The sequence below is a fragment of the Massilia sp. UYP32 genome (assembly GCF_050434365.1).
Lineage (GTDB): Bacteria > Pseudomonadota > Gammaproteobacteria > Burkholderiales > Burkholderiaceae_D > Telluria > Telluria timonae.
On sequence record NZ_JBNDIK010000007.1, the window covers coordinates 76,344 to 93,159 of the forward strand.

Sequence of the window (16,816 nt, forward strand, 5' to 3'; positions counted from 1 at the left end):
GGCGAGACGACAATCAAGGTCCGCCTCCACGAGTGGCGAACGTATAGATGGGATAACCGCATGAACAAAGAATACCAACCGGATTGGGATCAGCCTATGGACCGCAACCCGGAGCCAGCAATGTCGTCGAAGCCACAAGTCGCCAGCAATGGTGTGAAACAGATCGTCACGATCCGCCTGGATGTGGATATGCTTGAATGGTTCAAGGCCGCAGGTCCCGGCTACCAGACCCGCATCAACCAGGTTCTGCGTGAACACATGGACGCCCAGCGTACGTCGCAGGCGTAGGGGTGGCGGCTTTGCCGCCGACGCGGTGATCGTTATCGGTTGATCGCCGCAACCGTTTTGCACGTCATCCCCGCCCGCGGGGACGACGTGTTATGAAATCGACTTCAGGAGCGCCGCGAGCGCTTCAATTGAACGTCAACCCCGCCAGCGAAAACCCTTTCAGGAATTCCGCCGCCTTCAGGCGCTTGCCGCCAGGCTTCTGCAGCTCGTTCAGGCGCAGCGCACCTTCTCCGCAAGCGACCACGATGCCGCCGGCGTCGGCCTGCAACACCGCGCCCGGTGCGCCGCTGCCTTCAACCGCTTCGGCCGACCAGAACTTCACCGCCACGCCATCGACCACCCCGTTCGCGCCGGGGAAGGGGGTGAAGGCGCGCACCTTGCGCGCCAATACCGCGGCCGGCAGGCTGAAATCGAGCTTCGCTTCTTCCTTGCCGATCTTGGCGGCGTAGGTCACGCCTTCGTCCGGCTGCGGCACGGCGGTCAGCTCGCCGGCTTGCATCTTGCGCAGCGCGTCGACGATCATGCGTCCGCCCAGCGCGGCCAGCTTGTCGTGCAGGCTGCCGGTGGTATCAAGCGGGTCGATCGGCAGGCGCTCCATGGTCAGCATCGGCCCGGTATCCAGGCCTTCTTCCATCTCCATGATGGTCACGCCGGTTTCCAGGTCGCCCGATTCGATCGCGCGGTGGATCGGCGCGGCGCCGCGCCAGCGCGGCAGCAGCGAACCGTGGATATTGATGCAGGGACGGATGTCGAGCGTGCTGCGCGGCAGGATCAGGCCATAGGCCGCGACCACCATCACGTCGTAGTCGATCGACTGCAATTGCTCGTGCGCGGCGCGCGCCTGCGCGGCGCGCTCCGGATCCCTGGCGTCCATGCGCAGCGACAGCGGCTGCGCCACCGGCATGCCGTGCGCCAGCGCGTACTGCTTGACGCTGGATGCCTGCAGTTGCATGCCGCGCCCGGCGGGGCGGTCGGGCTGGGTCAGGACCAGCGGGATCTCGAAGCCGGCCTCGTGCAGGGCACGCAGGGCGACGGCGGCAAATTCGGGGGTGCCGGCGAAAACGACTTTCATGTCACCGCCGCAATCAACGGCGGGCGGCGCGCTGGGCGGCGTCGCGCTGCATGCCGCGTTCTTCCTTCTGCAGCTTGGCCTTGATGCGGTTGCGCTTGAGCGGCGACAGGTATTCGACGAAAACCTTGCCCATCAGGTGGTCCATCTCGTGCTGGATGCACACGGCCAGCAGGCCGTCGGCCTCGACCTCGAACGGCTTGCCGTCGACGTCGAATGCGCGCACCTTGACCCGGGCCGGGCGCTCGACGCCGTCGTAGATGCCGGGCACCGACAGGCAGCCTTCGTCGTAGACCTGCTTTTCTTCGCTGGCCCAGGTGATCTCGGGGTTGATGAAGACCATCAGCTTTTCTTGCGCTTCGGTCACGTCGATGGTAACCACGCGTTCGTGCACGTCCACCTGGGTGGCGGCCAGGCCGACGCCAGGCGCGTCGTACATGGTTTCCGCCATGTCGGCCACCAGCTTGCGCAGGCGCTCGGTGCCGAATTCGGTGACCGGCTTGGCGACCTTGTGCAGGCGCGGGTCGGGGTAGCGGAGGATGTCGAGAAGTGCCATATCGGATCGGATGTCGGTGGAGTTGTCTAGGTTGAACGGGTACTTGGCTGGCAGGCAAGACAGGACGCAAACCCGCCACACGCCCTGGCGCGCAGACCTCGGTTTGCTTGCTAGTTCAGGGATTTGTGTGCAGAATTTGATTCTATACAGCAACCCTTCCGTGAGCGGGGAGCGGTACGTCGTGCTGTCTCTCGCTGCGGCCGGGCCGGATGACGGAGCGGCCTGTTCAGCATCATGACCTGCATTGGATGCAGCTGCAATCTGGCGGCATCATTTAATCTTACGCCGCATTAAACGGACGTCTTCAATGAAAAATTTTAGCACAGTCGTGGCCCGTGCTGCTGCGGCGGCGTTGCTCGCATGCGCCGCCGGCGCCTCGGCCCAGACCCCAGTGCCCGCTGCCGCCTGCAGCTTCCGCCCGGACGCACCCGACAAGCACGTCGTGGTCAAGGGCGATACCCTATGGGATATTTCTGGCGCCTTCTTGCGCAACCCATGGTGCTGGCCCCAGGTCTGGGGCATGAACCGTGACGAAATCCGCAACCCGCACTGGATCTATCCGGGCCAGACCATCTGGTTCGACCGCGCGCGTGGCCGCCTGAGCCTGCAACAGCCCGGCACTAGCCTCGATGGCGGCGACGACCGCGATGCGCCTCCGCTGACCCGCCTGTCGCCGCAGGTGCGCAGCGAAAGCCTGGCGCGCGACGCCGTGCCGGCGATTCCCGCCGGCGCCATCGAACCCTACCTGACCCAGCCGCTGGTGGTCGAGGCCGACGAGCTGGCGGGCGCGCCACGCATCGCCGCCTCGCAGGAAGGCCGCGTCTACCTGGGAGAAGGCGACCGCGTCTACGTGCACGGCGACGTCAAGCACGAGAGCGTGTTCCAGGTATTCCGCCCCGGCGCCGCGCTGACGGACCCGCAGACCGGCCTGGTGGTGGCGCACGAAGCCGCCTTCCTCGGCACCGTCAAGCTGCTCAAGCCGGCCGCGCCCGGCGTCGACGTGCACACCTTCCAGGTGGTCGATACCGTGCAGGAGATGGGCGTGGGCGACCTGCTGCTGCCGGCGCCGCCGACGCCGGTGCGCAACTACGTGCCGCACGCGCCGCTGCAACCCGTCGACGGCCGCGTCATGTCGATCTACTCGGGCGTGACTTACGCCGGACAGAGCCAGGTCGTCACTGTCAACCGGGGCACGGTTGACGGGCTCGATGTCGGCGCCGTGCTGCAGCTCTATCATCTCGGGAAGACTGTGGCCGATCCGCAAAGCCGGGGTTTCCTGGGCCTGGGCCGGCAGCAGTTGAAACTGCCCGACGAGCAATACGGCAGCCTGTTCATCTTCCGCGTGTTCAAGAACGTCTCGTACGGCTTGGTCATGCAGGTGACGGCGCCGGTGCAGGTGGGCGACGTCGCCAGATCACCGGAGTAACCCCGCCGTGCAAGACACGGAACCCCATCCCATTGCCGAGCGCGCCACCCTGATCGCCGATTGGCTGCGCCTGGAACAGGCGCATGGGGTGGGGTGCCGCAGCGCGCATGCGCTGTTGTCCGCCTTCGGCTCGCCCGGCGCCATCTTCAGGGCCGGGGCAACGGCGCTGGCGGCCCATGTGTCGGCGGGCCAGGCGCAAGCGGTGAGCGCGCCGGTCACGCCCGCCTTGACGGCCCTGGTCGCGGCCACCCTGGCCTGGCTGGAGCAACCCGGCCACCACCTGATCACCTTCCACGATTCCCTGTACCCGCCGGCGCTGGCCGAGATCACCGATCCGCCGCTGCTGCTGTACGCCGCCGGCCGCATCGAGCTGCTGGCGCGGCCCCTGGTCGCCGTGGTCGGCAGCCGCAACGCCAGCGTGCAGGGCAAGCTCGACGCCGAATCCTTTGCCGCGGCCCTGTCCGGCGCCGGCCTGTGCGTGGTGTCGGGGCTGGCGCTGGGCATCGACACCGCCGCCCACGAAGGCGCGCTGCGCGGGCCCGGCGCCACCATCGCCGTGGTCGGCACCGGACTCGACCGCGTCTACCCGGCGCGCAACCGGATGCTCGCCCACCGCATCGCCGAACACGGCTGCCTGCTCAGCGAATACGCGCTGGGCACGCCGCCGCTGGCCGCCAATTTCCCGCGCCGCAACCGTGTGATCAGCGGCCTGGCGGCCGGCGTGCTGGTGATCGAGGCGGCGGCCCAGTCGGGCTCGCTGATCACGGCCCAGATGGCGGCCGAGCAGGGCAGGGAGGTGTTCGCCTTGCCCGGCTCGATCCATTCCGCGCTGGCCAAGGGATGCCACCGCCTGATCCGCGACGGCGCGCAACTGGTCGAGACGGTGGACGAGGTGCTGCTGGCGATGCGGGTGTCACCGCTGGCGGCCCTCGGGCAAGCATGTCGCCAGAAGCGCGACGCCGGGCCGGACGAAACGGCGGAAGAAGACGCCGAGCTGTTGCTCGCGCTGGGCCACGAACCGGTGGCGCTCAACGATTTGCTGGCGCGGCTGGGGACCGATGCTGGCGAGCTCGGCGGGCGACTGCTGGGCCTGGAACTGGCCGGTCTGGTGGTGCAGTTGCCGGGCGGAAGGGTGCAGCGCATCTGGCCTTAGGCCTACTTCGAATCAGGCCGCGTGGATGCACATTTAATAGATTGCCTGTGCTTCATCTCACGAAGTTTGCGAATTGTATGTTCTTGTTTTTAATCGTTTTTGGTAAGCTAGCTGATCGAACAAGGCTTGCATACAACGTTTTTTCCACGAGGCAGCGCGACAGGCGCGCTCTACTTGTGCCGCACGAAGTTTAGCTGCTACAGTAGCGTCACTATGTTCGACATCCTGGTCTATCTCTACGAGACGTACTACCGTCCCGACGCCTGCCCCGAGCCGGCAGCCCTGGCTCGCAAACTGTCCGCCGTCGGCTTTGACGACATCGAAATCTCGGAAGCGCTGGACTGGCTGACCGGGCTGACCGATGCGCCGCTGCCCGACACGATCGATGCCTCCACCGGCATGCGCTACTACGTGGACGAAGAATATATCGAGCTGGGCAGCGCCGCGATCGGCTTCATCGCCTTCCTCGAAAGCGCCAAGGTGCTCGGCCCCATCCAGCGCGAAATCGTCATCGAGCGCGCACTGGCCTGCGACGAGTCCCCCATCGCCTTGAGCAAGCTCAAGATCATCGTGTTGATGGTGCTCTGGAGCCAGGGCAAGGAACCGGACGCGCTGATGTTCGACGACTTGTTCAGCGACGACGACGAGCAGGAACCGCGTCTGCTGCACTGACCGCGGCGTCGCTTTTGTAAGACATTCGACGGGGCTAGTGCCCCGTTTTGCATTTCTGGCTCACCATTTCTGGGCGGCACATAGACCATATGTGGCCCGCATCGCACCATCACGAAGCGCAAGGTGTACTTGCAGGGAGCGCGATAACGCGCTTATCATTGGCCGCTTCATCTTGACAGTTACCAATCAGACACTATGGCCGGAATTTCATCGGCCCGGCTGCCAGCATGTATGATGCGCAAGCCCACACTATATAGATAGCACGACGAGAATCACTATGACCAAATCCCTCATCATCGCCGAGAAACCGTCGGTCGCGAACGATATCGCGAAGACGCTGGGCGGCTTCACCAAGCACGATGAGTACTTCGAATCGGACGACTACGTCCTCTCGTCCGCCGTCGGCCACTTGCTCGAGATCGCGGTGCCCGAAGAACACGACGTCAAGCGCGGCAAGTGGAGCTTTACCCACCTGCCGATGATCCCGCCTTACTTCGCGCTGAACCCGATCGCCAAGACCGAGTCGCGTCTCAAGGTGCTGAATAAGTTGATCAAGCGCAAGGATGTCACCACCCTGATCAACGCATGTGACGCGGGCCGCGAAGGAGAACTCATCTTCCGCCTGATCGCCCAGAACGCGAAAGCCAAGCAACCGGTCAAGCGCCTGTGGCTGCAGTCGATGACGGCCAACGCGATCCGCGAAGGCTTCAATAACCTGCGCAGCGACGAAGAAATGCTGCCGCTGGCCGACGCCGCGCGCTGCCGCTCCGAAGCCGACTGGCTGATCGGCATCAACGGCACCCGCGCCATGACCGCCTTCAATTCGAAAGAGGGCGGCTTCTACCTGACGACGGTGGGCCGGGTGCAGACCCCGACCCTGTCGATCGTGGTCGAGCGCGAAGAAAAGATCAAGAAGTTCGTGCCGCGCGACTACTGGGAAGTGCGCGCCGAGTTCGTGTGCGCCGCCGGCGTCTACGAAGGGCGCTGGCTCGACCAGAAATTCAAGAAGGACGAGAACGATCCCGAGAAGCGCGCCGAGCGCCTGTGGAGCAAGGCTGCCGCCGATTCGATCGCGGCCGCCTGCCGCGGCAAGCAGGGCAACGTCACCGAAGAAAGCAAGCCGACCACATCGATGGCGCCCGGCCTGTTCGACCTGACGTCGCTGCAGCGCGAGGCCAACGGCCGCTTCGGCTTCTCGGCCAAGAACACGCTGGGCCTGGCCCAGGCGCTGTACGAGAAGCACAAGGTGCTGACCTACCCGCGTACCGATTCGCGCCACCTGCCCGAGGATTACATCGGCACCGTGAAGTCGACCCTGGAAGCGCTGGCCGAGACCAATAACTACAATCAGTTCGCCAAGCAGATCAGCAAAAATGGCTGGGTCAAGCCGAACAAGCGCATCTTCGATAACACCAAGATCTCGGACCACTTCGCCATCATCCCGACCGGCGTGGTGCCCAAGAACCTGAGCGAGCCGGAACAGAAGCTGTACGACCTGGTGACGCGCCGCTTCCTGGCCGTGTTCTTCCCGGCCGCCGAGTTCCTGGTCACGACCCGCTATACCGAAGTCTCGGGCCACCAGTTCAAGACCGAGGGCAAGGTCATGACCAACCCCGGCTGGATGGCCGTGTACGGTAAGGACACGGGCGACGACAAGGACGGCGCCAACCTGGTGCCGGTGGCCAAGGGCGAGAAGGTGCTCACCGACAAGGTCACGGCCAACGGCCTGGTCACCAAGCCGCCGGCGCGCTACAACGAAGCGACCCTGCTGTCGGCGATGGAAGGCGCGGGCAAGCTGGTCGATTCCGACGAGTTGCGCGATGCGATGGCCGGCAAGGGCCTGGGCACGCCGGCCACGCGCGCGGCCATCATCGAGGGCTTGCTGACCGAGAAATACCTGCTGCGCGAGGGGCGTGAGCTGATGCCGACCGCGAAGGCCTTCCAGCTGATGACCTTGCTGCGTGGCCTGGGCGTGAACGAACTCACGGCGCCCGAGCTGACCGGCGAATGGGAATTCAAGCTGTCGCAAATGGAGAAGGGCAAGATTTCGCGCGAAGAATTCATGCGCGAGATCCAGCAGATGACCCAGATCATCGTCAAGCGCGCCAAGGAATACGACAACGACACGATTCCCGGCGAGTACGCGACCCTGGTCAACCCGTGCCCGAACTGCGGCGGCATGGTCAAGGAAAACTACCGCCGCTTCGCCTGCACCAAGTGCGACTTCTCGATGAGCAAGACGCCGGGCAGCCGCCAGTTCGAAATCGCGGAAGTCGAAGAACTGCTCAAGAACCGCACCATCGGTCCGCTGCAGGGCTTCCGCTCGAAGATGGGGCGCCCGTTCGCCGCCATCCTGCGCATCGTACGCGATGAAGAGATCAAGAACTTCAAGCTCGAGTTCGACTTCGGCCAGGACGAGGAAGGCGAAGAGGGCGAAGGCGTCGATTTCAGCGGCCAGACCCCGGTCGGCCCTTGCCCGAAGTGCAATGGCGGGGTGTACGAAATGCCGCTCGCCTATGTTTGCGAGCACAGCGTGGCCAAGCCGAAGACCTGCGACTTCCGCAGCGGACGCATCATCCTGCAGCAGGAAATCGTGCCGGAACAGATGGCCAAGCTGTTGAACGACGGCAAGACCGACCTGCTGCCGGGCTTCGTGTCCCAGCGTACCCGTCGTGCATTCAAGGCCTTCCTGGTGCGCGGCAAGGACAACAAGATCAGCTTCGAGTTCGAGGAACGCAAGGCCAAGCCGGGCGCCGCCGCCAAGGGCAAGGCGGGCGATGAGGCCGCTGCCGGCGCGGACGGCGCCGATGGTGCGGCAGCGCCAGTGAAGGCAGCGCGCAAGGCGGCCGCCAAGCCGGCCGCCAAGCCGGCGGCGAAGAAGGCAGTGGCCAGGAAGGCGCCGGCCAAGAAGGCGACCGCGGCCGCTGCGAAGAAGTAACAGGTCGAGGGCGGGTGCATCCCGCCTGGTCCGGACGTAAAAAAACCGCGGCTTGCCGCGGTTTTTTCATTCCAGCATCAGGGATGTGCGATGCTCACTCCTGCCATTCCTTCAGTGCGAGGATTGCCGCCTCGCCATTGCGGATCGCTTTCACACGCCGCACGACTTCATTGCGCCACGCTTCATCGGCGTCCTGGTCGGGGCCGTCGATGTCCTGTAGCAGCAGCTGCATGATTTCCTGTTTCTCGGACGGACTCAGCAGCTTGAGTCGTTCGGCGATTTCCGCGACGGCGTTGGACATGATGCTCTCTCCTATAATTTTGTTTCGATCATAGCGCGAGAACTATTGATTGTCGACTGGCAGCATATTGTCATTCGGTTTGCGATCGATCAATTTGTTGTCGGGATCGATGCCGGCGCGGCCCGGCACGCCATCGACCACCAGGGTCAGCTGCTGCGCGGCCTGGGTCACCAGCCGCCGTTCGCGCGCCAAGGGGTTGCCATTGCGGTCATCCACGCCGAATTCGACGTAGTCGTTCATTGGCACCGGCCGCTCCTCGCCCTGTTCCGTCATCCGCAGCTTGGCGGCGTGGGCATCGATCGTGACCTCATGCTTGCCGTCCGGACGGCGGCGCGCGACGGCGCTGGCGGCGCGGTTTTCGTAGAACACGATCGATTCGAACAGGTCGTCGATCAGGTAGGCCTTGTCCTGCGGCGTCACCGCGCGCAAGGCCCCGACCAGGCTGGAGGCGGTCGGGTAGGGCGCGCCGCGGTAGGCGTATTGCTGCAGCAGGCCGCGCAGCACGCCGCTCACGACGTCCTCGCCGAGCATGTCCTGCAGCAGGTACAGCGCCAGGCCGCCCTTGTACTGGTGGATGTAGCGCTGGTTCTCGTTATGGGCCAGCGGCAGTTCCTTCTCCTGTTCCTGGGCGCGGCCGATCAGGTAGGCCTCCAGGTCATGGCGCAGGAAGCGCCGCATCTTGTCCGCGCCAAGCGAGCGCTTCATCACCATCAGCGCCGTGTACTCGGCCAGGCTCTCGGACAGCAGGGTGGCGCCGCGCGTGTCGGCGCCGACCAGCTGCTGGCCCCACCACTGGCGCGCGGTCTCGCGGGCGCTGACGTAGAACGGGTAGTCGAGGTCCTTGGGCGAACCGGGATCGACGCGCGCGATGAAGGCGGCGCCTTCGGACAGGGGGATCAGGCCCGGGAAGGCTTGCGCGGTGCGGACGGTGCGCGGGAATTCGGCGATGCGCAGCTCGCGCAGCGGATAGCGGCCGACATGGCGCGCGCCGTAGTCCAGCCCGGCCTGGGCGCCGCGCACCAGGCGCTCGACGTTGACGTCGTGCCCCGGCTGGTAGTAGACGTCGATCGTCACATCCTGCCAGCGGTCGTGGCGGACTTCGTAGCGCGCCGACTGGAAGGCATAGGCGTTCAGCATGGGACGGTCCATCTTGTAGCGGAAGTGGCGCCGCCCGCCCTCGTTCCATTCGCGCACCAGGGTGCCGGGCGCGATCGCGACCTGGTCCGCGCTGGTGCTGACGGTGGCCTCGAAACCGATCCAGTCGGCGTCGACGCCGATGCGGTGGGTGGCGCGGCCGGCCGGGTCGTCGCGCGCCGGCATGGGCGCGCGCGCGGCCAGTCCGTGGCGGCGCCGGTCACGCACGTCGCTCAGTTCGACCGAAGGTTGATAGCCGATGCGCGGCATGACCTCGTTGGTGAAGAAGGTGCCGTTGGCGACCACCGGCGTGTCGCTGCCCAGGCCCAGCAGGCCGCGCGGCGCGTAGTCGAGTTCGAAATCGAGGTCCAGGCGCGCGCCAGGCGCCAGCGGGGCGGCCAGGCGGTAGTGGTAGAAACCGCGGTCGGGATCGCGCGTGACCGTCGTCGCCGGCTGGCCGAAGTTCGGCGTCAGGCGCGCGCCGCGCTGCTGGTACAGCACCAGGTCGCGGATCGGCGCGCCGCTGCGGTTCTCGAGCCGGTAGCTGCCCTTGACGTGCAGGGCGCGCCGTTCGGGATGGATGGCGGCGTCGAGCCTGACGTCGACGATGCGCGGCTGCGGCAGCCGGGCGAAGCCGTGGTAGCGCTTCTCGTATTCGGCGCGCAGCAGTTCGCTGCGCCAGGTGGTCAGGTAGCCGCCGCCCGACAGTTCCCAGGCCAAAAAACCGCCGGCGCCCGCGAACACGGCCAGCCCCAGGCCGAAGCAGGTCAACACCTTTGGCGTCAGGTTGCGGCGCGCCAGGCGCAGGCGCTCGCGCCAGGCGTCGTCGACCCCGCGCGGCCACAGCGCGCGCGCCAGCGCCAGCAGCATCAGCGCCGCGCCGCTCCAGTACAGCAGATAGAAGCGCTCGCGCAGCAGCTGGTGGCCGAAGCCGTTCATCGGCGAATACGTCAGGTCGGGCCAGACCCCGTACAGCAGCAGCGGATGGTTCTGGCCGGCGCTGTTCAACAGCAGCGCCGCCACGAGCCAGGCGATCATTAAAAAGTTGGCCAGGTATTTGTGATTGACGACGACCTGCACCGCGATCGCCAGCACCGCGATCAGCGCGTAGTTCGGCAGCAGGATGGTAAACAGCGCATGCAGGTACAGCCCTGGCTCGAGCTGGAAGTAGCCCTTGAACAGCTGGATCAGCATGCCGGTGACCATCGCCAGCAGCACCAGCAGCGCCTGCAGGCCGATCAGGGCCAGGGTCTTGCCGGCCAGCGGCAGCCAGCTCGGCACCGGCAGCGCGTCCAGCATCTGGGCCACGCGCGTCTCGCGTTCGCGCCAGACCAGTTCACCGGCATAGAAGATCGTGATGGCCAGCATGAACAGGCCGAACACCGCGCGGATCAGCTCCAGCACCATATAGGTCACCGGATAGGTGGCGGCGCCGTAGATGGCGTCGAGGTCGATTCCGCCGGCGACCAGCGCCAGCACGCCGCCGGTGGCCAGCGCCGCGAAATAGACGTTGCGGGTCATTTCGCGCAGTTCGCTGCGCGCCGACTTGAACAGCAGCAGCGCCAGGCTGCGCGCCGCGAAATCGGGTTGCGCGGTGGTGTCGCGCGCGGCCTGCGACAGTTCGACCGGCAGGTCGGGCTGGGCCTGGCCGCGGCCACGCGTGCGCGCCTGCACGTCGGCCTCGCCGATGAAGTGGAAGCGCCAGTAGCCGAGCAGCAGCGCCAGCAGCGCGAAGCCGCACCACAGCAGGCGGTTGATCAGGTAGACGTCCTGCAGGTCGATCGGATTGAGGTTGCGCTCGGCCAGCGGCCAGTACTCGGTCAGCAGGAACAGGGAGGTGGTGCCGAACGGGTCGATCAGGGCGGCCAGGGTCTTGAAGTCGAGGTCGCGCGCCAGCGAGGGCGCGACGGTATAGCCGATGGTCATGACCACGGCGGCCACGTAGACCGGCAGCATGCGCCGGGTCAGCGCGGCGAGCACGAAGAAGATCGCGCCGAAGATGAACAGGTTGGGCAGCAGCGTGAACAGGTAGGGCTTGATCCAGGCCGACGCCAGAGATCCGCCCAGGCGGTCGGACGCGATGCCGGGAATGAAGGTGCCGAGCCACAGCCCGATCACGATGCCGGAAAAGATCACCGCCAGGGTCGCGAACGCGCCGAGGAAGCGGCCGAACACGTAGTCGGCCTTGCTTAACGGCGCGCTGAAGAAGAAGTGGTGCATCTCGTGTTCGAAGTCCTGCTGCACCGCGCGTCCCATCACCGCCGCCGTCACCACCGTGCCCAGGCTGCCGAGCAGCGCCGTCGCGATCGCGATCTGGCGCGGCGCGTCGACCAGGACCCGGCTGCCGAAGGTGACGAGCAAATCGCGAAACGCCCCGCCCGAGGCGGCCATCCAGGTCATGGCGAGCGCCAGGAAGACGGCGAAATAGACCCAGGTCGAGAGCCGCCGCAGGCGCTGGCCCGCTTCGAAGCGGGCGATGACGAACAGGGCGCGCACGGTCAGCAGTTCCCGGCGGCCGGGTTGTGGCGGCCGGCGATGGTGGCGAAATACACGTCTTCCAGGCTGGCGCGCGCCGGCTCGAAGCCGTCGCCCGGATCGTCCTCGGAATACACATGGATCAGGGTGCGTCCGCTGAGCAGGCGGGTCGAGATCACGCTGTAGCGCGCTTGGTAAGCGGGCAGCTCGGCCTTGGTGACGAAACGGGCCCAGATGAAGTCCTCGATCCCGTAGATCAGCTCTTGCGGCTCGCCGCACAGCAGCACCTGGCCCTTGTTGATGATCGCCATATTGGCGCACAGGTCGGCCACGTCGGACACGATGTGGGTCGACAGCAGCACCGTGCGTTCTTCGCCGATGTCCGACAGCAGGTTGTGGAAGCGCACCCGCTCCTGCGGATCGAGGCCGGCGGTGGGTTCGTCGACGATGATCAGGCGCGGGTCGCCCAGCAGGGCCTGGGCGATGCCGAAGCGCTGGCGCATGCCGCCCGAGAAGGTGCCCAGGCGCTGGTCGCGCACTTCCCACAGATTCGTTTGCTGCAACAGGCCTTCGACCACTTCGCGCCGGCGCGCCTTGTGCGACAGGCCTTTCAGTTGGGCGAAATGGTCCAGTAGTTCGTAAGCGCTCACCTTCGGGTAGACGCCGAAATCCTGCGGCAGGTAACCGAGCATGCGGCGCACCGCGTCCTTTTCGTCGAGCACGTCGATATCGTCCAGGAACACCGAACCGGAGTCGCACTCTTGCAAGGTCGCCAGGATCCGCATCAAGGTCGATTTGCCCGCGCCGTTCGGGCCGAGCAGCCCGAACATCCCGGCCGGGATGTTGAGCGTGACACGGTCCAGCGCGACCACGCCGTTGGCGTAGGTCTTGGACAAATTGCGGATTTTCAATTGCATGACGACTCCTGGCTACTGCCTCGCGCGTATTTACGCCAGGCCAAACACTTTTTCACACTGGCATTGTATTCAATCGGCACGGCCACGGCGGGCGCGGTGCGACATACGGTCCAAACAGGGACCCAGACCGCATTATCCGGTGACAGGACGCACGATGGTTTTCTTTCGATAAATTTCTTGCAATAGAGGACCGCGTGCGGCGCAAGCCGGGGCAAAGCATGGATAATGGCTGCATGGACTCCATCACCCAAGAAAAGCTCTTGATCCTGATGCGCGAGGGGCGCAGCCGGGCCGAATCCACCGACTGGTTCCGCGTCGCGCTGGGACTGGTCTACCTGGCCGGCCTGATGACCAAGGAGGCGATCGACTTCAAGACGGTCGACCGCGAGTACAACCGCTTCATCTATCACACGCTGGGCAAGGGCCACACCATCACCAGCGTGCTGCAGTTCATGAGCGGCGTGAAGGTGATGCCGACGGTGGAGTCGGCGCGCTTCCTGGACGCCTTCAGGCGGCATTGCCCGGGCGTGCCGCTGGTGTCGCTGCCCTTCCTGCTGGAGTTGAACCTGGGCGTGGCCAAGAACATCTCGGGGCTGGAGCCCGAGGGCCCGCTGGCCGACTGGATCGCGCGCAAGAAACAGGAACAGGGAACGCAGCAGGATGGCGCCGGAGAGCAGGCGCACGCTGGGCCGCATGCCGAAGGCATATAATGAACGCTTCAGCGACCAGAACATCGAGCACACCATGATTGCGAACCGTTTCATCAGCCCCCTGGACCAACTGATCGTCGGCGTCGACAAGGCCTTGCGCGTCGTCGGCGGCGTGGCGGCGATGTCGCGCCCGAATCCGGGCGCGCACGCCATCGACGGCGAATTGAGCGACGCCGAGCGCCGTCACAGCGCGGGCCTGATGCGGGTGAATCACGTGGGCGAGGTATGCGCGCAGGCGCTCTACGATTCGCAGGCCAACTTCGCCCATACGCAAGAGGTGCGCACCCAGTTCGAGCACGCCGCGCGCGAAGAAGAAGACCACCTGGCCTGGTGCGCGCAGCGCCTGACCGAGCTCGGATCGCAACCGAGCGTGCTGAATCCCTTGTGGTATGCGGGCGCCTACGTGATGGGCAGCGTGGCGGCGCGGATCGGCGACCCGGTCAGCCTGGGCTTCGTGGTCGAGACCGAGCGCCAGGTCGAGGCGCACCTGAACAGCCACCTCGAGCTGCTGCCGGCGCAGGACGCCAAGTCGCGCGCCATCGTCGACCAGATGCGCATCGACGAGATCGCGCACGCCGACGCGGCGCAATCCGCGGGCGCGGCGTCGCTGCCGTTGCCGGTCAAGGTGGCGATGCGGGCGATGGCGAAGGTGATGACCACCACCGCTTACCGCATCTGAGGTGACGGCGTTGGCGGCGGGCGCCGCCAATGTGGGTGGTATGCGTGGTTCTTACACTTCCACGATCTCGAACGAGTGCGTGATCTCGGCCGTCCTGGCCAGCATGATCGACGCCGAGCAGTACTTCTCGTGCGACAGCTTGACCGCGCGTTCCACCGTCGCCTGCTTCAGGTTGCGGCCGCTGACCGTGAAGTGGAAGTTAATCTTCGTGAACACCTTGGGATCAACGTCGGCGCGTTCGGCCTGCAGGGTCACGTCGCAGCCGCGCACGTCCTCGCGGCTGCGCTTGAGGATCAGGACCACGTCATAGGCGGTGCAGCCGCCGGTGCCCACCAACACCATTTCCATCGGGCGCGGCGCCAGGTTATGGCCGCCGCCCTCCGGCGCGCCATCCATGGCCACCATGTGGCCGCTGCCGGTCTCGGCCCGGAAACTCATGCCCGACGGGCCGTTCCAGCTGACTTTCACTTCCATGCGATTCTCCGTGTTGCTGATGCGTCGATAAGGACGTCGATTGTACGGCAGCCGCCGGCCGCGCGCAGGCGGCTGCTGCCTCAGGCTCACACGCCCCGCATCAAACACCCAGCACGTACTTCTCGCTCTTCATGCGCCAGCTGGCAAAGGCGACGATCAACAGCGCCGGGACCAGCGAACAAAGGAAGGTCAGCACGAACGGCGCGAAGCCGATGTCGCCGCTCTTGGCCAGCTCCTTGATCAGGGTCTGGTTCGACAGCATCGGCATCAGGTACATCCATTGCGCGGTCTTGAGTTCCATGAACGAGACCACGAAGCCAGGCAGCAGCGGCAGGATCATCACCAGGCTGACCGTGGTCTGGGCTTCCTTGAAGGTCTTGGCGTTCATCGCCATGGCGACGTACAGGGCCGAGGACAACAGCGCCAGCGGCATCGTCGCCACGCACACCAGCAGCAGCTCGCCCCAGCCCAGGTTCCACGACATGCCGATTTCTTCCAGCGGCAGCCAGCGCAGGATCGCGTGGCCCAGCATCAGCACCACGGTGACGCCCAGCAGGGCCAGCACGCTGGAAGCGAGCCACTTGCCGCCCACCAGCTCCCAGCTGTGCGCCGGCTGCGCCATCAGCACTTCCAGCGAGCGCCGTTCGCGTTCGCCGGCGGTGCTGTCGACTGCCGACGACATGTTCAGCAGGAAGGCCGGGAAGAACAGGAAGCCGATCAGGCCGCCGATGACCATGGCCGAGCGCGAGGCATTGGTGCCGGTGTCGTAGCGCTGCAGCTGGATCGGCGCCAGCGTGGCCGGGGACACGCCGTGCGCCAGCAGGCGCGCGCTGGCGATATTGCTGCCGTAGGCCTGCAGGATCTCTTCGAGCTCGCGCCGCTGCGGGCCGCTTTCGGTCGACGAATCGAACCACAACTCGATGCGCGCGGGCCGCATCGAGTGGTAGTTGTCGATGAAGTCGTCCGACAGGCGCAGCACGGCCGAGATCTTCTTGCCATGCAAAAGTTCGCCGATCGCTTCCTCGGTCATGGGCCCGGATTCGTTGATCGTCACGCTGCGTTCGCGCAGCTGGGAGATCAGGGTCGGGGCCTTGGCCCCGCCGATCACGGTCAGGTGGATGCCTTCGCGCTCGGTCTTGGTGCTCTTGTCGATCAGCTGGTGCAGCGTGACGCCGAGGATCGCCGGATAGAACAGCACCGCCAGCACCAGGAAGCCGAAGGTGCGCCGGTCGCGCAGCGTTTCGCGCAGCTCCTTGAGGAATACGACCTTGAGTTTGGACTTCATGCGATACCTTCCTCGGTGCCCACCAGGCTGACGAACGCGTCTTCCAGGTCGGCGATGCCGGTGCGCCGGCACAGTTCTTGTGGCGAGCCCTGGGCCACGGTATGGCCCTTGGCGATGACGATCACGTCCTCGCACAGGTGGACCACTTCCTGCATCACGTGGGTGGCCATGATCACGCAGCAGCCATCCTCGCGCAGGGCGTTCAGCGCGGTGCGCAGCGCGCGCGTGCTCATCACGTCCAGGCCGCGGCTCGGTTCATCCAGCAGCAGGTGGCGCGGGCGGTGCAGCAGGGTGCGCGCCAGCGCCACCTTGATGCGCTGGCCCTGCGAGAAGCCCTTGGTCTGGCGCTCGAGGATGTCGTCCATCCCGAGCAGTTCCGACACCTCGACGATGCGGGCGCGCAGCGCGGCGCCGTCCATGCCGTTCAATTCGCCGAAGTAGTTCAGGTATTCGCGCGTGGTGAGGCGCTCGTACAGCCCGAACTGGTCGGTCAGGAAGCCGATATTGCGGCGCACCGCCATCGGATCCCGCTCGGGGTCGACGCCGCCGATCGAGATGGTGCCATGGTCGCGCCGGAGGAGGCCGACCAGGGTGCGCAGCAGGGTGGTCTTGCCGGCGCCGTTGGGGCCCAGCAGCGCGGTGATCTGGCCGTCGCGCGCGGTGAAGGAAACGCCGCCCAGCGCCTGGACGGCGCCGAACTGCTTGCGTACATCGTGGACTTCGATCATGGGGTTCCCAG

Annotated in this window: 15 protein-coding genes; 7 read left to right on the forward strand and 8 right to left on the reverse strand. The window is 65.8% G+C overall.

From position 1 onward, the window contains the following. Positions 1 to 60 precede the first annotated feature (60 nt). Positions 61 to 288, forward strand: coding sequence for a BrnA antitoxin family protein (locus ABIB42_RS07190; protein ID WP_040776893.1), 228 nt, complete (start codon positions 61 to 63; stop codon positions 286 to 288). A 124-nt stretch (positions 289 to 412) separates the two neighbouring features. Here ABIB42_RS07190 and fmt read toward each other — a convergent pair whose 3' ends face one another. Together fmt and def are read right to left on the reverse strand one after the other, a co-directional pair. Continuing rightward, positions 413 to 1,360 carry a methionyl-tRNA formyltransferase gene (gene fmt, locus ABIB42_RS07195; protein WP_429248147.1) on the reverse strand — a complete coding sequence of 316 codons (948 nt, stop codon included), beginning with the start codon at positions 1,358 to 1,360 and terminating at the stop codon, positions 413 to 415. A gap of 13 nt (positions 1,361 to 1,373) precedes the next feature. After that, positions 1,374 to 1,913: a peptide deformylase gene (gene def, locus ABIB42_RS07200; RefSeq protein WP_005667874.1), complete on the reverse strand. Its 540-nt coding sequence runs from the start codon at positions 1,911 to 1,913 to the stop codon at positions 1,374 to 1,376. Positions 1,914 to 2,220: 307 nt separating this feature from the next. Between def and ABIB42_RS07205 the strand changes: the two genes are divergently transcribed. From ABIB42_RS07205 to ABIB42_RS07220, 4 genes are all read left to right on the forward strand, one after another. Further along, complete coding sequence (locus ABIB42_RS07205; protein ID WP_429248148.1) at positions 2,221 to 3,339, forward strand: LysM peptidoglycan-binding domain-containing protein; 1,119 nt, start codon at positions 2,221 to 2,223, stop codon at positions 3,337 to 3,339. Between the two features lie 7 nt (positions 3,340 to 3,346). Beyond that, positions 3,347 to 4,492 carry a DNA-processing protein DprA gene (dprA, locus tag ABIB42_RS07210; protein WP_429248149.1) on the forward strand — a complete coding sequence of 382 codons (1,146 nt, stop codon included), beginning with the start codon at positions 3,347 to 3,349 and terminating at the stop codon, positions 4,490 to 4,492. Between the two features lie 213 nt (positions 4,493 to 4,705). After that, a complete protein-coding gene (locus ABIB42_RS07215) occupies positions 4,706 to 5,164 on the forward strand; it encodes a DUF494 family protein (RefSeq protein WP_005667881.1) in 459 nt (152 codons plus the stop codon). 277 nt (positions 5,165 to 5,441) lie between these two features. Beyond that, positions 5,442 to 8,102, forward strand: coding sequence for a DNA topoisomerase III (locus ABIB42_RS07220; protein WP_005667883.1), 2,661 nt, complete (start codon positions 5,442 to 5,444; stop codon positions 8,100 to 8,102). A gap of 94 nt (positions 8,103 to 8,196) precedes the next feature. Here ABIB42_RS07220 and ABIB42_RS07225 read toward each other — a convergent pair whose 3' ends face one another. The 3 genes from ABIB42_RS07225 to ABIB42_RS07235 are packed head-to-tail and all read right to left on the reverse strand — an operon-like array spanning position 8,197 to position 12,929. Continuing rightward, positions 8,197 to 8,403, reverse strand: a complete 207-nt coding sequence (locus tag ABIB42_RS07225; protein WP_005667885.1) for an addiction module protein — start codon at positions 8,401 to 8,403, stop codon at positions 8,197 to 8,199. A 42-nt stretch (positions 8,404 to 8,445) separates the two neighbouring features. Next, a complete protein-coding gene (locus tag ABIB42_RS07230) occupies positions 8,446 to 12,033 on the reverse strand; it encodes an ABC transporter permease/M1 family aminopeptidase (RefSeq protein ID WP_005667887.1) in 3,588 nt (1,195 codons plus the stop codon). 2 nt (positions 12,034 to 12,035) lie between these two features. Beyond that, on the reverse strand, positions 12,036 to 12,929 hold the full coding sequence (locus ABIB42_RS07235) for an ABC transporter ATP-binding protein (RefSeq protein WP_273163589.1): 894 nt from the start codon (positions 12,927 to 12,929) through the stop codon (positions 12,036 to 12,038). 233 nt (positions 12,930 to 13,162) lie between these two features. Here ABIB42_RS07235 and ABIB42_RS07240 point away from each other — a divergent pair, with 233 nt between their 5' ends. Then, positions 13,163 to 13,639 carry a hypothetical protein gene (locus tag ABIB42_RS07240; RefSeq protein WP_273163587.1) on the forward strand — a complete coding sequence of 159 codons (477 nt, stop codon included), beginning with the start codon at positions 13,163 to 13,165 and terminating at the stop codon, positions 13,637 to 13,639. Positions 13,640 to 13,673: 34 nt separating this feature from the next. Then, on the forward strand, positions 13,674 to 14,318 hold the full coding sequence (gene coq7, locus ABIB42_RS07245; RefSeq protein WP_040777181.1) for a 2-polyprenyl-3-methyl-6-methoxy-1,4-benzoquinone monooxygenase: 645 nt from the start codon (positions 13,674 to 13,676) through the stop codon (positions 14,316 to 14,318). A 51-nt stretch (positions 14,319 to 14,369) separates the two neighbouring features. On the opposite strand, the gene ABIB42_RS07250 is transcribed toward coq7, so the two are convergent. From ABIB42_RS07250 to ABIB42_RS07260, 3 genes are all read right to left on the reverse strand, one after another. Beyond that, positions 14,370 to 14,792 carry an OsmC family protein gene (locus ABIB42_RS07250; protein ID WP_005667895.1) on the reverse strand — a complete coding sequence of 141 codons (423 nt, stop codon included), beginning with the start codon at positions 14,790 to 14,792 and terminating at the stop codon, positions 14,370 to 14,372. Positions 14,793 to 14,892: 100 nt separating this feature from the next. After that, positions 14,893 to 16,077, reverse strand: coding sequence for an ABC transporter permease (locus ABIB42_RS07255; protein ID WP_005667896.1), 1,185 nt, complete (start codon positions 16,075 to 16,077; stop codon positions 14,893 to 14,895). Further along, on the reverse strand, positions 16,074 to 16,805 hold the full coding sequence (locus tag ABIB42_RS07260) for an ATP-binding cassette domain-containing protein (protein WP_005667898.1): 732 nt from the start codon (positions 16,803 to 16,805) through the stop codon (positions 16,074 to 16,076). The genes ABIB42_RS07255 and ABIB42_RS07260 overlap by 4 nt, the downstream gene beginning before the upstream one ends. Positions 16,806 to 16,816 lie beyond the last annotated feature (11 nt).

Bases quoted from the DNA above. Each gene is read 5' to 3' on its own strand.
- ABIB42_RS07190 (WP_040776893.1), top strand. From the start codon at position 61: ATGAACAAAGAATACCAACCGGATTGGGATCAGCCTATGGACCGCAAC.
- fmt (WP_429248147.1), bottom strand. From the start codon at position 1,360: ATGAAAGTCGTTTTCGCCGGCACCCCCGAATTTGCCGCCGTCGCCCTG.
- def (WP_005667874.1), bottom strand. From the start codon at position 1,913: ATGGCACTTCTCGACATCCTCCGCTACCCCGACCCGCGCCTGCACAAG.
- ABIB42_RS07205 (WP_429248148.1), top strand. From the start codon at position 2,221: ATGAAAAATTTTAGCACAGTCGTGGCCCGTGCTGCTGCGGCGGCGTTG.
- ABIB42_RS07215 (WP_005667881.1), top strand. From the start codon at position 4,706: ATGTTCGACATCCTGGTCTATCTCTACGAGACGTACTACCGTCCCGAC.
- ABIB42_RS07220 (WP_005667883.1), top strand. From the start codon at position 5,442: ATGACCAAATCCCTCATCATCGCCGAGAAACCGTCGGTCGCGAACGAT.
- ABIB42_RS07225 (WP_005667885.1), bottom strand. From the start codon at position 8,403: ATGTCCAACGCCGTCGCGGAAATCGCCGAACGACTCAAGCTGCTGAGT.
- ABIB42_RS07235 (WP_273163589.1), bottom strand. From the start codon at position 12,929: ATGCAATTGAAAATCCGCAATTTGTCCAAGACCTACGCCAACGGCGTG.
- ABIB42_RS07240 (WP_273163587.1), top strand. From the start codon at position 13,163: ATGGACTCCATCACCCAAGAAAAGCTCTTGATCCTGATGCGCGAGGGG.
- coq7 (WP_040777181.1), top strand. From the start codon at position 13,674: ATGATTGCGAACCGTTTCATCAGCCCCCTGGACCAACTGATCGTCGGC.
- ABIB42_RS07250 (WP_005667895.1), bottom strand. From the start codon at position 14,792: ATGGAAGTGAAAGTCAGCTGGAACGGCCCGTCGGGCATGAGTTTCCGG.
- ABIB42_RS07255 (WP_005667896.1), bottom strand. From the start codon at position 16,077: ATGAAGTCCAAACTCAAGGTCGTATTCCTCAAGGAGCTGCGCGAAACG.
- ABIB42_RS07260 (WP_005667898.1), bottom strand. From the start codon at position 16,805: ATGATCGAAGTCCACGATGTACGCAAGCAGTTCGGCGCCGTCCAGGCG.